This window comes from Pseudomonas cremoris, assembly GCF_014230465.1.
This window is the reverse complement of the sequence record NZ_JAAXCY010000003.1, coordinates 1-15,472: the sequence shown is the minus strand read 5'-3', so window position 1 is coordinate 15,472 and position 15,472 is coordinate 1. Positions and strand designations below refer to the sequence as shown.

Sequence of the window (15,472 nt, the reverse complement as noted above, 5' to 3'; positions counted from 1 at the left end):
CCCTAGTCCCCGTAACCCCTAGTAGGAGCAACACCATGAGCATCACCCGTAACCTTCTGCTCACCGCATTGCTGGCAAGCGCCGGCCATGCTGTCGCCGCGTCGAGTGTCGACGTGAGTATCAGAGGGTCGATTACCCCCAGTGCCTGCACGCCGGCCCTGTCCAATGGTGGCGTGGCGGATTTTGGCAAGATTGCCGCCAAGGACCTGCGGCCAGACCTGCCCACCTATCTGACTGGGATGTCCCTGGAGATGAGCGTGACTTGCGAAGCGGCAACGCTGCTTGCCATCGCCGCCCAGGACAACCGTGAAGGCACGGAGTCCAGCCTCGATTACTACAATTTCGGTCTGGGCCTGATCAATGGCAGTGAAAAACTGGGATACGCCATGCTGTACATGTCGGGCCCCATCGCCGACGGCGTGAATGTCAGAGCGATCGGCTCACAAGACAATGGCGCAACCTGGGGCCGGGAGAGTTCGTTTATGGACGACGGCCTGCTTTCAGTCGCGGATGCGACCACATTGGCCCCGCTACCGCTGCAAAGACTCACCGCTGCCCTGAAGATCAGTCCAGTCATCGCGCCCGCAAAAAACCTGACCTTGACCAACGAAGCCCCTATCGACGGATCGGTCACACTGACCGTCAGGTACCTGTAACGAAAGCTGAGTGCAGGGCAGTCCATTCGTGGCCTGCCTTGCGTTCACGGGAATCATCACTGCGAGCAGGAGCAATACCTTGAGCACCCCGCGTAACCTTTTGATCAGCGCATTGCTGGCAAGCGCCACAGGCGCCGAGGCAGCATCGACGGTCAACCTGGCCGTCAACGGCCTGATCGTCCCCAGCGCATGCACACCGACCCTGAGTCATGGCGGCGAAGTCGACTATGGCAAAGTCGCCGCACGGGACCTGAACCTCAACACCATCACTCCCCTGCCTTACGTGAAACTGCAACTGGCTGTCAATTGCGAGGCCGCCACCCTGTTTGCGCTCAAAGGGATCGACAATCGCCCAGGCACCACCTACGAAGCACGCAGTTTCGGCCTGGGCATTATCAACGGCACGGAGAAGGTCGGTGGTTACTACACGATCTTGAACAACGCCAGCGCCGACGGCCGGGCGTTGACGCCGATCGGGTCCAGCGATGGCGGCGCCACTTGGCAAGCCCCCACGGACGGCAACCTGTGGTGGTTCGCCTCTGACCTGGCAGCGTTCGGCAACAACGCCAGTGGTGCGGTGGCGCCGGTCCCTATCCAGACACTGAGCAGTGACCTGTTGGTCCGCGGCTACATCGGCGCCGCTGTGACCTTGACGCTGACCGAAGAGCAGCCCATCGACGGCGCGATGACGGCAGAAGTGTTTTACCTCTAGGCCTCACACCTTTTCGCTGACGACTGCAACATAAGCGGCCCGCCCGGCCCCCCAGCCGGCGACTATCGCGCCCAGGCCGATCACGCCGAACACCCAGCCGGTGGCACCCCAGCCACCGGTCCAGTCGTGCAACACTCCTACGGCCAACGGGCCCATGGAGGCCAGCGTGTAACCGATGCCCTGGGCCATGCCCGACAGGTTGGCGGCCACGTGGGAGTCGCGCGAGCGCAGCACGATCAGGGTCAGCGCCAGGCTGAACGTACCGCCCTGGCCCAATCCCAGCAGGATCGCCCAGCCCCACAAGCCTTCAAGCGGCGCGAACAGGCAGCCGAAGAGCCCGCCAAGGGTGAGCAACATCACCACTACGATGGCCAGGCGTTGGTCCTTGCCGCGCGTGGCCAGCCATGGCGCGGTCAGTGCGCTGAGCAATTGCACGATGATCGAACCGGACAGCAGCAAACCGGCTTCGGTCGCACTCAGCCCACGGCTGATCAGGATCGACGGTACCCAGCCGAACACGATGTAGGCCAGGGACGATTGCAGGCCCATGTACAGGGTGACTTGCCAGGCCAACGGATCGCGCAGCAAGCCCTTGACCCGATAGGCGACCTGATGGGCGCCGTGTTTCTGTCCGACCTGGGGCAGCCAGAACAACGCAGCGACCAGCGCGGGCAGAATCCAGAAGCCCAGGCCCAGGTTCCAGCTGCCACCGAAATAGTGACTCAGCGGCACCGTCGCGCCCGCCGCCAGCGCTGCGCCCAGGCACAGCGCCATGGTGTACACGCCGGTCATCGTCCCGGCCTGCCTGGCGAAATCACGCTTGACGATGCCGGGCAGCAACACACCGATGATGCCGATGCTCGCGCCCGCGATCAGGCTGCCGACGAACAACCCGACTTCACCGAATGAGCTGCGCAGGATGATACCCGCGGCCAGCGTCAACAAAATTCCCAGCACCACCCGCTCAGCGCCAAAGCGCCGCGCCAGGATCGGCGCCAACGGCGCGAACAGGCCCAGGCACAACACCGGCAAGGTGGTCAGCAAACCGGCCTTGGCCGCCGACAGTCCCAAAGTGGCCGACACCTCGTTGAGCAACGGCGACAGGCTCGACAGCGCCGGACGCAGGTTCATCGCCACCAGGACCAGTCCCATGATCAACAACCACGGGCGGCTGACCCGCGGCGGGCGGTGTTGCACCACCTCGTCATCGGCTTCTGCGTCGATCAGCAGTTCTTCAAGTTTGGTTTCAGAGGTCATTGATCAACTGCCGGCAGAGGGATGGGCGTTTGCCCTGATCACTGGTTGAAAAGTCCCACAGCCTATTCGGACATGCCTACAAGAGCAACGCACTAGGTTTTTTAGGCAGAAAAAGGAGCTGTATTTTCGATTGGTAAAATCACCCTTAGAGGGTAATTATTGAACTCAGGTGTCTTATGGAAAAGTACACACCTCATTACGATTTGGCCTTGGTAAAAAAAGAGGTCGTCCGCTTGGGTTACCGGGCATTCACTGCCACCGCACGGCAAGATGCCCGAGCAATGGAGCTGAGCCCTGACCAGATGCAACACGTGGTCTGCGCGCTTGAGCATCGGATGTTGTACAAATCAATGACGACCTACACAGACCACTGGGTATGGCAGGACGTCTACCTGATCAAGATCTACGGCACGGAGATTTACATCAAGGTCACTTACCGCCCGGGCGGTGGCCCTCCCGTAATCTCCTTCAAGGAGAAAACCCTATGAGAACCCAGCAATGCATGAGCTGCGGAACCCATGACGCAATGCAACATTTTGAAGGTCGCACCTTCAGGATCAACACGCGGGGAATGATCCGGGATATTCCGGACATTGCAGGTTGGGAATGCGAGGTCTGTCATGAAGTTGAGTTTGATCACGACGACGACAGTGCAGAACGCTATTGCAAGGCTTCCGATCTGCTGTTGATCGACGCGCGAAAAATCATCGCCGCTGAAATGAAGCGCATCCGCCGCAAGCTGCACCTGACACAGAAAGACGCGGTGAGGCTTTTGACCGTCCGCGGGCACAACGCATTTTCTCGCTACGAACGGGCTGAAATCTTTCCGCCGGAGCCGTTGCTCACATTGATGCGCCTGCTCGATAAGCACCCTCACCTGCTGGCGGAGATAGAGGCCCTCAATGTCGGGGAAGACCTGAACCGACTGCTCATCGCGAAAGATGCGCTATCGCCAGCAGCACAAGCCTCCTGACAAAAACCAGCGGGCAAAAATAAACCCGGCACCAGGCCGGGTTCATTTATTTACCCATCGATCAATGCAAAATCTGGCTCAAGAACAACTTGGTCCGGTCATTCTGCGGGTTGTCGAAGAAGTCGTTCGGCGCCGCCTGTTCGACGATCTCGCCCTTGTCCATGAAGATCACGCGGTTGGCCACGGTGCGCGCAAAGCCCATTTCGTGGGTTACGCACAGCATGGTCATGCCGTCTTCGGCCAGGCCGATCATGGTGTCGAGCACCTCTTTCACCATTTCCGGGTCGAGTGCCGAGGTCGGCTCGTCGAACAGCATGATTTTCGGCTTCATGCACAACGCACGGGCAATCGCCACACGCTGCTGCTGGCCGCCAGACAGCTGCCCCGGAAACTTGTGGGCCTGCTCCGGAATGCGCACGCGTTCCAGGTAATGCATGGCGATTTCTTCGGCCTTGCGCTTAGGCATCTTGCGTACCCACATCGGCGCCAGCGTGCAGTTCTGCAGGATGGTCAGGTGCGGGAACAGGTTGAAGTGCTGGAACACCATGCCGACTTCACGGCGGATCGCTTCGATCTGCTTGAGGTCGTTGGTCAGTTCCACGCCATCCACCACGATGCGGCCTTGCTGGTGTTCTTCCAGGCGGTTGAGGCAACGGATGGTGGTGGACTTGCCTGAACCCGACGGGCCGCACAGCACGATACGCTCGCCCTGCTTGACGTTGAGGTTGATGTCTTTCAACACGTGGAACTGGCCGTACCACTTGTTGACGCCCTGCATCTGGATAATGCCTTCAGGGCTCACAGGCTGTTTGATCGCTTCGCTCATAACATCAACTCCTAACGCTTGTGGCCTGTGTCGAGCTTGTGTTCCAAATGAATGGAATAGCGCGACATACCAAAACAGAAAATCCAGAACACCAGGGCCGCGAACACGTAGCCTTCGGTGGCCATGCCCAACCATTTAGGGTCGGCGGCGGCTTGCTTGACGCTGTTGAGCAGGTCGAACAGGCCGATGATGATCACCAGGCTGGTGTCCTTGAACAGCGCGATAAACGTGTTGACGATACCGGGGATCACCAGCTTCAAGGCTTGCGGCAGAATCACCAGGCCCATGCTACGCCAGTAACCCAAACCCATCGCGGCAGCCGCTTCGTACTGGCCCTTGGGAATCGCCTGTAAGCCACCACGCACCACCTCAGCCACATAGGCCGACTGGAACAGGATCACGCCGATCAAGGCGCGCAGCAATTTGTCGATGCCCATGCCTTCGGGCAGGAACAACGGCAACATCACCGAGGACATGAACAGCACGGTGATCAACGGCACGCCACGCCAGAACTCGATGAAGGTCACGCAAATGACCCGAATCGCCGGCATGTTCGAGCGCCGCCCCAGTGCCAACACAATGCCCAACGGCAAGGCGCCGGCGATACCGACGGTGGCGATCACCAGGGTCAGCATCAAGCCGCCCCATTGGCTGGTTGCCACGTTGGTCAGGCCGAAGATCCCTCCGTGCAGCAAGAAGTAGGCAATGATCGGGTACAGCACCAGAAAGCCCAGGCCGTAGACCGCCTTGCGCTGGAAGCGCGAGATGAACAACGGCGCCACGCCCACAATGGCCAGCCACACGGTCAGGTCCACGCGCCAGCGCAGGTCGCCGGGGTAGTAGCCGTACATGAACTGCCCGAAACGCTGCTGGATAAACACCCAGCAGGCGCCTTCCTTGGTGCAATCGGCGCGCGTGGTGCCAACCCAGTTGGCGTCCAGGATCGCCCAATGCAGGATCGGCGGCACCACCAGGTACACCAGGTAAAACGCGAACAACGTCAGCAGGGTGTTGAGCCAACTGGAAAACAGGTTGGCGCGCATCCATGCCACCGGGCCGAAGACTTTGCTCGGCGGCGGCATATCAGGTTTGAAAGTATGCGTACTCATGCGTGTTTCCTCACCGCTCGATCAGCGCAATGCGCTTGTTGTACCAGTTCATCAGCAGGGAAATGCTGATGCTGATCGCCAGGTACACGCTCATGGTGATGGCAATAACCTCGATGGCCTGGCCGGTCTGGTTAAGCACCGTGCCGGCAAACAGCGAAACCATTTCCGGGTAACCGATACCAGCGGCCAGCGACGAGTTTTTCGCCAGGTTCAGGTATTGGCTGGTCAGCGGCGGAATGATCACCCGCAGGGCTTGCGGGATGATGACCTTGCGCAGCGTCGGCCCAGGGCGCAGGCCCAGGGAGCGTGCGGCTTCGGTCTGGCCGTGACTGACGGACTTGATGCCCGAACGCACGATCTCGGCAATAAACGCTGCCGTGTAGACGGTAAGCGCCAGGGTCAGCGCCAGCAGCTCAGGGATCAATACCCAGCCGCCGACAAAGTTGAAGCCTTGCAGCTTCGGCATTTCCCAGTGCAGCGGTGCACCGAAGATCAAGGCGCACAACGCCGGGATCACAATGAACAGCGCAAGGCCGGTCCAGAATTTATGGAACGGGACACCGGTTGCTTCGAAGCGTTTGTTGGCCCAACGCGCCATCAGCACGATTGCCACGATGGCCACCACAATGCTGACCACAAACGGCCAGAACCCATCAGCGGCAATCGCTGCCGGCATGTTCAGGCCACGGCTGCTGACAAAGAAGGTATCGCCGAAGTTATGGCTGTTGCGCGGCCCCGGCATGGTCAGGAACACCGCGAAATACCAGAACAGGATTTGCAGCAGCGGCGGAATGTTGCGGAACACTTCCACGTACACGGTCGCCAGCTTGTTGATCATCCAGTTAGGCGACAAACGGGCCACGCCGATGATGAAACCCAGCAGGGTCGCCAGGATCACGCCAATCACGGTGACCAGCAAGGTGTTGAGCAGGCCGATCACAAAGACGCGGGCATAGCTGTCCGACTCGGTGTAATCGATCAAATGCTGCGCGATGCCGAAGCCGGCACTGCGTTCAAGAAAGTCGAAACCCGAGGTAATGCCCCGGTGTTGAAGGTTGGTCTGGGTATTGTCGAAGAGGTACCAGCCCAGCGAGACCACCGCCACAATCGTGATGATCTGGAAGAGCCACGCACGCACTTTGGGATCGCTGAAGCTGAGCTTCTGCTTTGGTGCGCCGATTTGATTTTGCATGAAGTGCCCCGGAAAGAATGGAACAGAACATCACCCGGCGGTTGGCCCACCGGGTGACAGAACCATCAGCGATCAGCGCACAGGTGGTGCGTATTGAATGCCGCCGTTGTTCCACAGCGCGTTCAGGCCACGGTCGATTTCCAGCGGGGTGCTCTTGCCCAGGTTGCGCTCGAACATTTCACCGTAGTTACCGACTTGCTTGACGATCTGTACGACCCAGTCTTTCTTCACTTTCAGGTCTTTGCCGTATTCGCCATCAGCACCCAGCAGACGGGCGACGTCCGGGTTCTTGGTGGACTTGGCTTCAGCTTCTACGTTCTTCGACGTGATACCGGCTTCTTCAGCGTTGAGCATGGCGTAGCCCACCCAGCGCACGATGGCCAGCCACTCGTCGTCGCCGTTACGCACGACCGGGCCCAGGGGCTCCTTGGAAATGGTTTCCGGCAGAACCACGTAGTCCTTCGGCGAGGCCAGCTTGCTGCGCTGGGCGAACAGTTGGGACTTGTCGGAGGTCAGCACGTCGCAACGACCGGACTCCAGCGACTTGGCGCTTTCGTCGGAGGTGTCGAAGGTGATCGGGGTGTACTTGAGGTTGTTGGCGCGGAAGTAGTCGGAAACGTTCAGCTCGGTAGTGGTACCAGCCTGGATGCAGATGGTTGCACCGTCCAGTTCCTTGGCACTTTTCACGCCCAGCTTGTTGTTTACCAGGAAGCCAATACCGTCATAGTAGGTAATGAAGCCTGGGAATTTCAGGCCCATGCCGGCGTCGCGGGAGCTGGTCATGGTGGTGTTACGGGACAGGATGTCGACTTCGCCCGATTGAAGCGCGGTGAAACGCTCCTTGGCGTTCAACTGGCTGAATTTGACCTTGGTTGCGTCGCCGAAAACGGCAGCAGCTACAGCGCGGCACACGTCAGCGTCGATCCCCAGGATCTTGCCGCTGGCATCCGGTACCGAGAAACCCGGCAGGCCGTCACTCACGCCACATTGCACAAAGCCTTTCTTCTGCACGGCATCCAGGGTGGCGCCGGCTTGGGCGAAACCGCTGACACCCAGTACAGCCGCCGCAGTCACGATGGCCAGGGTGGATTTCAATACCTTCATTCAAACCTCCAGTTGCTCTTGTTGTGTCGGAGCTCGAACCTCAGCGCACCCTTATGAGGCGATATCGACCCGTGTTGGCTTTTTTTAGGGTCAAGCAGCATGAGGCTTTCGCAGTAATTCCAGCTGCTATCCCATAAGCGGCAGTCACTGATAGTGTTACCGTCCCAAGCGATAGTTCTGACATCGTTCAACACATAGCAAGGCCCGTACCAGAGTGATGGCTGAGTCGTTTCAGCCCATGGTCAATAGGAAAAGATTCAACCTTGCGACATTCTCTTAACAGATCAACCCGTCGCGCACCGTTCCGTCGCACTGAATCGGAGCGCCCGCACATTTATGGAGCAGACATGACCGACCCCTTGATTCTTCAGCCCGCCAAGCCCGCAGACGCCTGCGTAATCTGGTTGCATGGCCTGGGTGCCGATCGCTACGACTTCCTGCCGGTGGCCGAAGCCCTGCAAGAAAGCTTGCTGACCACCCGCTTTGTTTTGCCCCAGGCGCCGACTCGTCCGGTGACCATTAACGGCGGCTACGAGATGCCCAGTTGGTACGACATCAAGGCCATGAGTCCGGCCCGTTCGATCAGCCTGGAGGAGCTGGAAGTTTCGGCGAAGATGGTCACGGATTTGATCGAAGCGCAGAAGAGAACCGGAATAGACGCTTCGCGAATTTTCCTCGCAGGTTTCTCCCAAGGTGGAGCCGTGGTTTTCCACACCGCGTATCTGAATTGGGAAGGTCCGTTGGGTGGCGTGATCGCCCTCTCCACGTATGCGCCCACCTTTGGTGACGAGCTGGAATTGTCCGCCAGCCAGCAACGCATTCCGGCCCTATGCCTGCACGGCCAGTACGACGATGTGGTGCAGAACGCCATGGGCCGCAGCGCCTACGAGCACTTGAAGACCCGTGGTGTCACCGTGACATGGCAGGAATACCCAATGGGCCACGAAGTGTTACCCGAGGAGATCCGCGATATCGGCACTTGGTTGACCGCACGCCTGGGCTGAGACCCTGCATTAATGTAGCCGTATGACAGACACACTACGCCGCGCCCGATTCTTGCATTACACTGGCCGGCGTACATTCCTTAACCAATTAATGAGATCACCGTGCTCGAAGCACTCAAGAAGATGTTCGGCAAAAGCGAGGCCGAGCCGCTCGCGCCTGTTCCCGCTGCTCCTGCCCCGACTGCCGGCAGCCGCAATGACGGTAAACAGCCCGACCGGACTGCGCCTGTCGCCCAGCCCAAAACGCCTACGGTGACACCGCCTGAACCGGTAAAAGACGCCGCACCGGCTCCCAAGCCTCGCCGTGAGCGCGCGCCAAAGCCGCCCGTGATCCCATGGAAACTCGAAGACTTCGTCGTCGAGCCCCAGGAAGGCAAGACCCGCTTCCACGACTTCAAACTGGCTCCGGAACTGATGCACGCCATCCAGGACCTGGGCTTCCCGTACTGCACGCCGATCCAGGCGCAGGTGCTGGGCTTCACCCTGGCGGGCAAAGACGCCATCGGTCGCGCCCAGACCGGTACTGGCAAGACCGCTGCGTTCCTGATCTCGATCATCACCCAGTTGCTGCAGACGCCGCCGCCTAAAGAACGCTACATGGGCGAGCCGCGCGCGCTGATCATCGCCCCGACCCGTGAGCTGGTGGTGCAGATCGCCAAGGACGCCGCCGACCTGACCAAGTACACCGGCCTCAACGTCATGACGTTTGTCGGTGGCATGGATTTCGACAAGCAACTCAAGCACCTCGAAGCCCGTCACTGCGACATCCTGGTGGCCACACCAGGTCGCCTGCTGGACTTCAACCAGCGCGGCGACGTGCACCTGGACATGGTCGAAGTGATGGTGCTGGACGAAGCCGACCGCATGCTCGACATGGGCTTTATCCCGCAAGTGCGCCAGATCATTCGCCAGACCCCACCGAAATCCGAACGCCAGACCCTGCTGTTCTCCGCCACCTTCACTGAAGACGTGATGAACCTCGCCAAGCAGTGGACCACCGACCCGTCCATCGTTGAGATCGAAGCGGAAAACGTCGCCAGCGAAAACGTCGAGCAGCACATATACGCCGTGGCTGGTGCCGACAAGTACAAGCTGCTCTACAACCTGGTCAACGACAACGGTTGGGAGCGCGTGATGGTGTTCGCCAACCGCAAGGACGAAGTGCGCCGCATCGAAGAGCGCCTAGTGCGCGATGGCGTGAACGCTGCGCAACTGTCCGGTGATGTGCCGCAACACAAGCGCATCAAGACGCTGGAAGGCTTCCGCGAAGGCAAGATTCGCGTGTTGGTGGCCACTGACGTTGCGGGCCGTGGCATTCACATTGACGGCATCAGCCATGTGATCAACTTCACCCTGCCGGAAGTGCCGGACGACTATGTACACCGCATTGGTCGTACAGGGCGTGCCGGGGCTGCGGGTGTGTCGATCAGCTTTGCCGGGGAAGATGATTCGTATCAGTTACCGTCGATCGAGGCGCTGCTGGGTCGCAAGATCAGCTGCGAAACGCCACCGACGCACCTGTTGCGCCCTGTAGAGCGCAAACGCCCGTAAAACTGAAATGCGATTAAAACTGTGGGAGCGGGCTTGCTCGCGAATGCGGAGTGTCAGTTGATACATTCATCACTGATACACCGCATTCGCGAGCAAGCCCGCTCCCACATTTGGTTTTGTGCTTGGCCTAAGACTTCCAGCGATCCGCGGCGGCGTGGTCGCTGCTACGCCCTTCCACCCAACGCGGCCCCTCACTGGTGTTCTCTTTCTTCCAGAACGGCGCGCGCGTCTTCAGGTAATCCATCACAAACGCACAGGCATCAAATGCGGCCTGGCGATGAGCACTGGCGGCCCCGACAAACACAATCGGCTCTCCCGGCTCCAGCGCACCGATACGATGTAGCACTTCCAGCTTAAGCAGCGGCCAGCGTTGTTCAGCTTCGACGACAATCTTAGCCAGGGCCTTTTCGGTCATGCCGGGGTAATGCTCCAGGAACATCCCCGCCACATCCAGGCCGTCGTTGAAGTCGCGCACGTAGCCAACAAAACTGACCACCGCCCCCACGCCTACGTTGGCCGCGTGCATCGCGTTGACCTCGGCACCCGGATCAAACGCCTGGGCCTGCACCCGAATGGCCATGTTCAGCCCCCGGTCACGGGTGGGAAGAACGCGACTTCATCACCGGCTTGCAACGGTTCATCGAGGTTGCACAGCTCCTGGTTGCGCGCGCACATCAGACTGGTTTCGTTGAGCACTTCAAACCCCGGGTCGGCTGCCAAGGTCTTGCGCAGGTCGTCAACCGTGGCGAAGTCGCCTTCGACCTCCAGAGAGTCCCAGCCCACCGCCTCGCTGTAACGCGCAAAAAACAATACGTTGATGCTCATGCCTGCTCCGCCTTGAAATGCCCGCTTTTACCGCCAAGCTTTTCCAGCAGGCGAATACTTTCAATGGTCATGCCGCGATCCACCGCCTTGCACATGTCGTAGATCGTCAGGGCCGCGACGCTGGCGGCGGTGAGGGCTTCCATCTCCACGCCGGTCTGCCCGGAGAGCTTGCAGCGCGCCAGGATGTGCACGGCGTCCACACCGTCTGCGCTGAGCTCGACCTTGACGCCAGTGAGCATCAGCGGGTGGCACAGGGGAATAAGGTCACTGGTTTTCTTGGCAGCCTGGATCCCGGCAATGCGGGCCACGGCAAATACGTCGCCCTTGGGATGGGCGCCGTCGACAATCATTTGCAGGGTCTCGGGCAGCATGCGCACGCGCGCTTCGGCCACGGCTTCACGGAACGTCACGGCTTTGTCGGTGACGTCGACCATGTGGGCGCGACCTTGGGAATCGAGATGAGTCAGCACGGGGTTACTCCTGATCAGGAGCACCGATTGTAAACCCAACACACAATAAATGTGGGAGCTGGCTCGTGTGGGAGCTGGCTTGCCTGCGATGCAGGCACCGCGGTGTATCAGCTACACCGCGGTGATGCTATCGCAGGCAAGCCAGCTCCCACAAAAAGCCAGCTCCCTACCGACCGCGTTTACAGATGGGATTCGGCGTATTCAGCCAGAATCGAACGTGGAACCCCTTGCAGCGCAATGTGCACGCCGTTCGGGAAGTCTTTGAAGCGTTCCGTCAGGTAGGTGAGCCCGGAGCTGGTCGCGGATAGGTAAGGGGTGTCGATCTGTGCCAGGTTGCCCAGGCACACCACTTTGGAACCGGCGCCGGCACGGGTGATGATGGTTTTCATCTGGTGCGGCGTGAGGTTCTGGCATTCATCGATCAAAATCAGGCTCTGCTGGAAGCTGCGACCCCGGATGTAGTTGAGGGATTTGAACTGCAACGGCACTTTGCTGAGGATGTAGTCGACGCTGCCATGGGTGTTTTCGTCATCCATGTGCAAGGCTTCGAGGTTGTCGGTGATCGCCCCCAGCCACGGCTCCATTTTTTCCGCCTCGGTGCCGGGCAGGAAACCGATTTCCTGGTCCAGGCCCTGCACGCTGCGGGTGGCGATGATGCGGCGATAGCGCTTGGTCACCATGGTCTGCTCGATGGCGGCGGCCAGGGCGAGAATGGTTTTACCGGAACCGGCTGCGCCCGTCAGGTTGACCAAGTGAATGTCCGGATCAAGCAGCGCATACAGCGCCAGGCTCTGGTAGATGTCACGCGGTTTCAGGCCCCAGGCTTCCTGGTGCAACAGGGGTTCCTGATGCAGGTCGAGAATCAGCAGCTTGTCGACCTGGATCTCTTTGATCCAGCCCACGAAGCCCTGTTCGTCGACGATAAACTCATTGATATGCACGGCCGGCAGGTTTTCGATCAGCTGCACCTGGTGCCAGGTACGGCCATGGTCCTGACGGGTTTCGACCTTGCTGACGCGGTCCCAGAACGAGCCGGTAATCATGTGATAACCACGGGACAGCATCGACACGTCGTCGACCAGTTGGTCGGTGCTGTAGTCCTCGGCCGCGATCCCACACGCACGGGCCTTGAGGCGCATGTTGATGTCTTTGGTCACCAGCACCAGGCGCAGGTCCTTGTCGCGCGCGTGCAGGTCGATCAATTGGTTGATGATTTTGTTGTCGTTGAGGTTTTCCGGCAGCAGGCTGTTGGGCTCGCTGCGTTTGCTCATCAGGATCGACAGCAAGCCCTTGGGCCCGCTTTTACCACGCTGGATCGGCACGCCGAGTTCGACATCTTCCGGCGACGCTTCGCCCAGCGTCTTGTCGATCAGGCGGATGGCCTGGCGACATTCGGCGGCAACGCTGTGGTGCCCGCTTTTAAGCTTATCGAGCTCCTCCAGCACGATCATCGGGATGGCGACGTGGTGTTCTTCGAAGTTGAGCAGAGCGTTTGGATCGTGAATCAGTACGTTGGTATCAAGCACATAAAGGATTGGCTGGTCGGAAGAAGGGGTGCGTCCATGATCATCCATACTCGGTCACCTTTTGTGGGAGCCAGTCGACGCAATACCACGACAGTGCTGCGCCTCGATTCGACCACCGAATGCACCTGAGGGACGTCAAGTGCATGCCCACATGAGGAGTCTTGGAAGACGCCACCTGTGTTGCAGGTTTCGGCGATCTGACTTCGTAATACCGCAAAACATGTGACAGGAAAAAGCACTTTGACGCTTTTTTGAAGTTTATTTTTCAGGATGACGAATAGCACTAGCCGAGTGCCAGCCACCCCGTTAAAGTCGGAAGTCCGCCTGCATCGATTTGTCGCATAACCCCCCCCAAAAAAGTCCTCAGCCCCAACAGGGCCGGGCACTTCGTCTTTTTAACGAAAGGCTTCCCGGCAGTCCTGCCAACCCAACCCACTTTGCGCCGTTGACTGCAACAACATGGGCAAAGCAACCCGCGCCTTGTCCTGGGTGTCGTGAAACACAATCACCCCTTTGCGCCACAGCATCATCAGCGTCAGTACCCGCTGCGCCGACTCATCAGCCTTGAGTTTGCCCGGATCATCCTGCGAGTCGATGTCCCACAACGCCACCTGCAGGCCTTGGCCCTGGAAAAACCCTTGGCTGTCTGCACGACGCTGCCCGTAAGGCGGACGGAATAGCGGTACGTAGTTTTCCGGCATCAGGTTCTGCGCCAACGAAGCCGTACGGGTGATAGAGCTTTGCCACTCCACCCAATGGCTATGGGAACGGTATTGCCAGCCCTGAGTGCCGACGCACTGGCCTTGGTACAGCGCCTGCACATCGCTGGCTGAGCTGCGCTCAATTCGGTTTTGCAGGCTGCTGCCGAGGATGAAGAACGTGGCGTTCATCTTCTGCTTGCGCAGGTAGTCGGCAAGCCAGTCGGTATTGCCGCTGACGGGTGCCGGGCCGCCATCAAAGGTCAGCAGGAACATTCGGTCGTTGAATTCATCGCCATTGCGCTCATGGTCGCCAAAACGCGCAATTTCGCTGCTGATCTGCGGAAACAGCGCGGCTTTGCGCAGCAGTTCGTCCAGATAGCGCTCGTGGAAGGCGTGACTGGGGCCGGCCCAGCCTATATAGAAGGAGTTTTCACTGACCTCAAACTTGCCGGCTTGCTCGCGCAGGTCGTCCATGTTTTCCACCAGGTAGCAGAACGACGCGTCTTCCTCGCAGCTCTGCTGGGCGAAGGTGTAGTTCTCCAACAGGCGCTGCCAGAGTTGGCGACGCAGGTCGTCGATGGACGCCTGGTTGATGATCTTCAAGCCCAGGCGCTGCTTGAGCGCCGTTTCATCCTGAGATTCGCTGGCCAACAGGCTGTGGGCAAACATCAGGATCTCCGCACGCGAGGCCACATCGAACAGCGCCGGGCTGCTGAGCTTTTCAGGCCATGTACCGCGGTCCAGGCTGGCCACATCCGCCGGCGCAGCCTGGGCATTCAGGCATAGCAGGAATGCCGACAATAAAAGCGCTATTCGCACGCAAGGTCTTCCTCTCCAGAGTCGTCGGCCACTATAGCCGATCACATTGGCCAGCATGGAAATAGGCTAGGTCCGACTTGAGCGCCCTTCTTCTGGAAAAACACAGAAACGTCCGACATCCAATGCACCCACACGGGTAAGAGACCTCTGGATTCCCTCCAAGCTATTGAAGGGCTTGCTTAGCGCTTCCTAAGATCGCGTCCCCCACATGGATGGACCGCGCTAGCCGCGTCGAGAGAAGAGGAAGCCCCATGCCCCGTCAAAGCGACCTGCGTTACACCTTCAAACCGCTACGGGGCGATCCCTTCGAAGTGGTTTCGTTCACCCTGGAAGAGGGCCTATCCCAGCCATTCAAACTTGAACTGGAACTGGTCAGCCATCACCCGGCGATCGACTTCTACCGCATGCTCGACCTGGCGGCAGTGTTCACCATCTGGCGCGATGACACCCCGGTACGCTACGTCCACGGTCTGGTCAGCCTGTTCCAGCAAGGTGACACCGGCTTTCGCCGCACCCGCTACACCGCCATAGTTGAACCGACCCTGAAACGTTTCGACCTGCGCTCCAACTGGCGCATCTTCCAGGGCCAAACCGTGCCCGACATCATCACCAGCATGCTCGCCGAGCAAAAGCTGACCGACATCCGCAGCGAGATCTGCTTCGAGCACCAACCCCGCGAATACTGCGTACAGGCCGGCGAAACCGACCTCGACTTCATCGCCCGCCTCGCCGCCGAAGAAGGCCTGC

Annotated in this window: 17 protein-coding genes; 7 read left to right on the top strand and 10 right to left on the bottom strand. The window is 59.5% G+C overall.

Annotated elements, in window-relative coordinates; all coding sequences use genetic code 11:
* The first annotated feature begins 35 nt into the window (after positions 1–35).
* Positions 36–656, top strand: a complete 621-nt coding sequence (locus HF257_RS06755; protein WP_185707808.1) for a DUF1120 domain-containing protein — start codon at positions 36–38, stop codon at positions 654–656.
* 79 nt (positions 657–735) lie between these two features.
* A complete protein-coding gene (locus HF257_RS06750; protein WP_185707810.1) occupies positions 736–1,368 on the top strand; it encodes a DUF1120 domain-containing protein in 633 nt (210 codons plus the stop codon).
* Between the two features lie 3 nt (positions 1,369–1,371).
* On the opposite strand, the gene HF257_RS06745 is transcribed toward HF257_RS06750, so the two are convergent.
* Positions 1,372–2,625: a CynX/NimT family MFS transporter gene (locus HF257_RS06745; RefSeq protein WP_185707812.1), complete on the bottom strand. Its 1,254-nt coding sequence runs from the start codon at positions 2,623–2,625 to the stop codon at positions 1,372–1,374.
* Positions 2,626–2,801: 176 nt separating this feature from the next.
* On the opposite strand from HF257_RS06745, the gene HF257_RS06740 reads away from it, so the two are divergent.
* Both HF257_RS06740 and HF257_RS06735 read left to right on the top strand, forming a co-directional pair.
* Complete coding sequence (locus tag HF257_RS06740) at positions 2,802–3,113, top strand: type II toxin-antitoxin system MqsR family toxin (protein WP_185707814.1); 312 nt, start codon at positions 2,802–2,804, stop codon at positions 3,111–3,113.
* Positions 3,110–3,598, top strand: coding sequence for a type II toxin-antitoxin system MqsA family antitoxin (locus HF257_RS06735; RefSeq protein WP_185707816.1), 489 nt, complete (start codon positions 3,110–3,112; stop codon positions 3,596–3,598). Before HF257_RS06740 ends, HF257_RS06735 begins: the two co-directional genes overlap by 4 nt.
* A gap of 61 nt (positions 3,599–3,659) precedes the next feature.
* Here HF257_RS06735 and HF257_RS06730 read toward each other — a convergent pair whose 3' ends face one another.
* From HF257_RS06730 to HF257_RS06715, 4 genes are all read right to left on the bottom strand, one after another.
* The gene (locus HF257_RS06730) at positions 3,660–4,424 is read right to left on the bottom strand and encodes an amino acid ABC transporter ATP-binding protein (RefSeq protein WP_003171943.1); all 765 of its coding nucleotides are present in this window, start codon (positions 4,422–4,424) and stop codon (positions 3,660–3,662) included.
* 11 nt (positions 4,425–4,435) lie between these two features.
* Positions 4,436–5,533 (bottom strand): amino acid ABC transporter permease, encoded by a 1,098-nt coding sequence (locus HF257_RS06725; RefSeq protein WP_185707818.1) that lies wholly within the window; start codon positions 5,531–5,533, stop codon positions 4,436–4,438.
* A gap of 10 nt (positions 5,534–5,543) precedes the next feature.
* On the bottom strand, positions 5,544–6,725 hold the full coding sequence (locus HF257_RS06720) for an amino acid ABC transporter permease (protein ID WP_185707820.1): 1,182 nt from the start codon (positions 6,723–6,725) through the stop codon (positions 5,544–5,546).
* 72 nt (positions 6,726–6,797) lie between these two features.
* A complete protein-coding gene (locus HF257_RS06715; protein WP_185707822.1) occupies positions 6,798–7,829 on the bottom strand; it encodes an amino acid ABC transporter substrate-binding protein in 1,032 nt (343 codons plus the stop codon).
* Between the two features lie 347 nt (positions 7,830–8,176).
* Here HF257_RS06715 and HF257_RS06710 point away from each other — a divergent pair, with 347 nt between their 5' ends.
* Positions 8,177–8,833 (top strand): alpha/beta hydrolase, encoded by a 657-nt coding sequence (locus tag HF257_RS06710; protein WP_185707824.1) that lies wholly within the window; start codon positions 8,177–8,179, stop codon positions 8,831–8,833.
* Positions 8,834–8,935: 102 nt separating this feature from the next.
* Positions 8,936–10,384, top strand: a complete 1,449-nt coding sequence (rhlB, locus tag HF257_RS06705) for an ATP-dependent RNA helicase RhlB (RefSeq protein ID WP_185707826.1) — start codon at positions 8,936–8,938, stop codon at positions 10,382–10,384.
* 127 nt (positions 10,385–10,511) lie between these two features.
* Here rhlB and moaE read toward each other — a convergent pair whose 3' ends face one another.
* The 5 genes from moaE to HF257_RS06680 all read right to left on the bottom strand — a co-directional run bounded on the left by moaE (position 10,512) and on the right by HF257_RS06680 (position 14,725).
* Positions 10,512–10,964 (bottom strand): molybdopterin synthase catalytic subunit MoaE, encoded by a 453-nt coding sequence (gene moaE, locus HF257_RS06700; protein ID WP_185707828.1) that lies wholly within the window; start codon positions 10,962–10,964, stop codon positions 10,512–10,514.
* 2 nt (positions 10,965–10,966) lie between these two features.
* Positions 10,967–11,209: a molybdopterin converting factor subunit 1 gene (gene moaD, locus HF257_RS06695; RefSeq protein ID WP_185707830.1), complete on the bottom strand. Its 243-nt coding sequence runs from the start codon at positions 11,207–11,209 to the stop codon at positions 10,967–10,969.
* Positions 11,206–11,679: a cyclic pyranopterin monophosphate synthase MoaC gene (gene moaC / locus HF257_RS06690; RefSeq protein ID WP_185707831.1), complete on the bottom strand. Its 474-nt coding sequence runs from the start codon at positions 11,677–11,679 to the stop codon at positions 11,206–11,208. The genes moaD and moaC overlap by 4 nt, the downstream gene beginning before the upstream one ends.
* A 179-nt stretch (positions 11,680–11,858) precedes the next feature.
* The gene (locus HF257_RS06685) at positions 11,859–13,253 is read right to left on the bottom strand and encodes a PhoH family protein (protein ID WP_185707832.1); all 1,395 of its coding nucleotides are present in this window, start codon (positions 13,251–13,253) and stop codon (positions 11,859–11,861) included.
* Between the two features lie 347 nt (positions 13,254–13,600).
* The gene (locus tag HF257_RS06680) at positions 13,601–14,725 is read right to left on the bottom strand and encodes a polysaccharide deacetylase family protein (protein WP_185707833.1); all 1,125 of its coding nucleotides are present in this window, start codon (positions 14,723–14,725) and stop codon (positions 13,601–13,603) included.
* Positions 14,726–14,976: 251 nt separating this feature from the next.
* Here HF257_RS06680 and HF257_RS06675 point away from each other — a divergent pair.
* Positions 14,977–15,472 (top strand): contractile injection system protein, VgrG/Pvc8 family (locus HF257_RS06675; protein WP_269835760.1); only part of this gene is annotated, 496 nt, incomplete at its 3' end.

Bases quoted from the DNA above. Each gene is read 5' to 3' on its own strand.
- HF257_RS06740 (WP_185707814.1), top strand. From the start codon at position 2,802: ATGGAAAAGTACACACCTCATTACGATTTGGCCTTGGTAAAAAAAGAG.
- HF257_RS06730 (WP_003171943.1), bottom strand. From the start codon at position 4,424: ATGAGCGAAGCGATCAAACAGCCTGTGAGCCCTGAAGGCATTATCCAG.
- HF257_RS06735 (WP_185707816.1), top strand. From the start codon at position 3,110: ATGAGAACCCAGCAATGCATGAGCTGCGGAACCCATGACGCAATGCAA.
- HF257_RS06755 (WP_185707808.1), top strand. From the start codon at position 36: ATGAGCATCACCCGTAACCTTCTGCTCACCGCATTGCTGGCAAGCGCC.
- HF257_RS06745 (WP_185707812.1), bottom strand. From the start codon at position 2,625: ATGACCTCTGAAACCAAACTTGAAGAACTGCTGATCGACGCAGAAGCC.
- HF257_RS06725 (WP_185707818.1), bottom strand. From the start codon at position 5,533: ATGAGTACGCATACTTTCAAACCTGATATGCCGCCGCCGAGCAAAGTC.
- HF257_RS06720 (WP_185707820.1), bottom strand. From the start codon at position 6,725: ATGCAAAATCAAATCGGCGCACCAAAGCAGAAGCTCAGCTTCAGCGAT.
- HF257_RS06685 (WP_185707832.1), bottom strand. From the start codon at position 13,253: ATGGATGATCATGGACGCACCCCTTCTTCCGACCAGCCAATCCTTTAT.
- HF257_RS06715 (WP_185707822.1), bottom strand. From the start codon at position 7,829: ATGAAGGTATTGAAATCCACCCTGGCCATCGTGACTGCGGCGGCTGTA.
- moaE (WP_185707828.1), bottom strand. From the start codon at position 10,964: ATGGCCATTCGGGTGCAGGCCCAGGCGTTTGATCCGGGTGCCGAGGTC.
- HF257_RS06710 (WP_185707824.1), top strand. From the start codon at position 8,177: ATGACCGACCCCTTGATTCTTCAGCCCGCCAAGCCCGCAGACGCCTGC.
- moaD (WP_185707830.1), bottom strand. From the start codon at position 11,209: ATGAGCATCAACGTATTGTTTTTTGCGCGTTACAGCGAGGCGGTGGGC.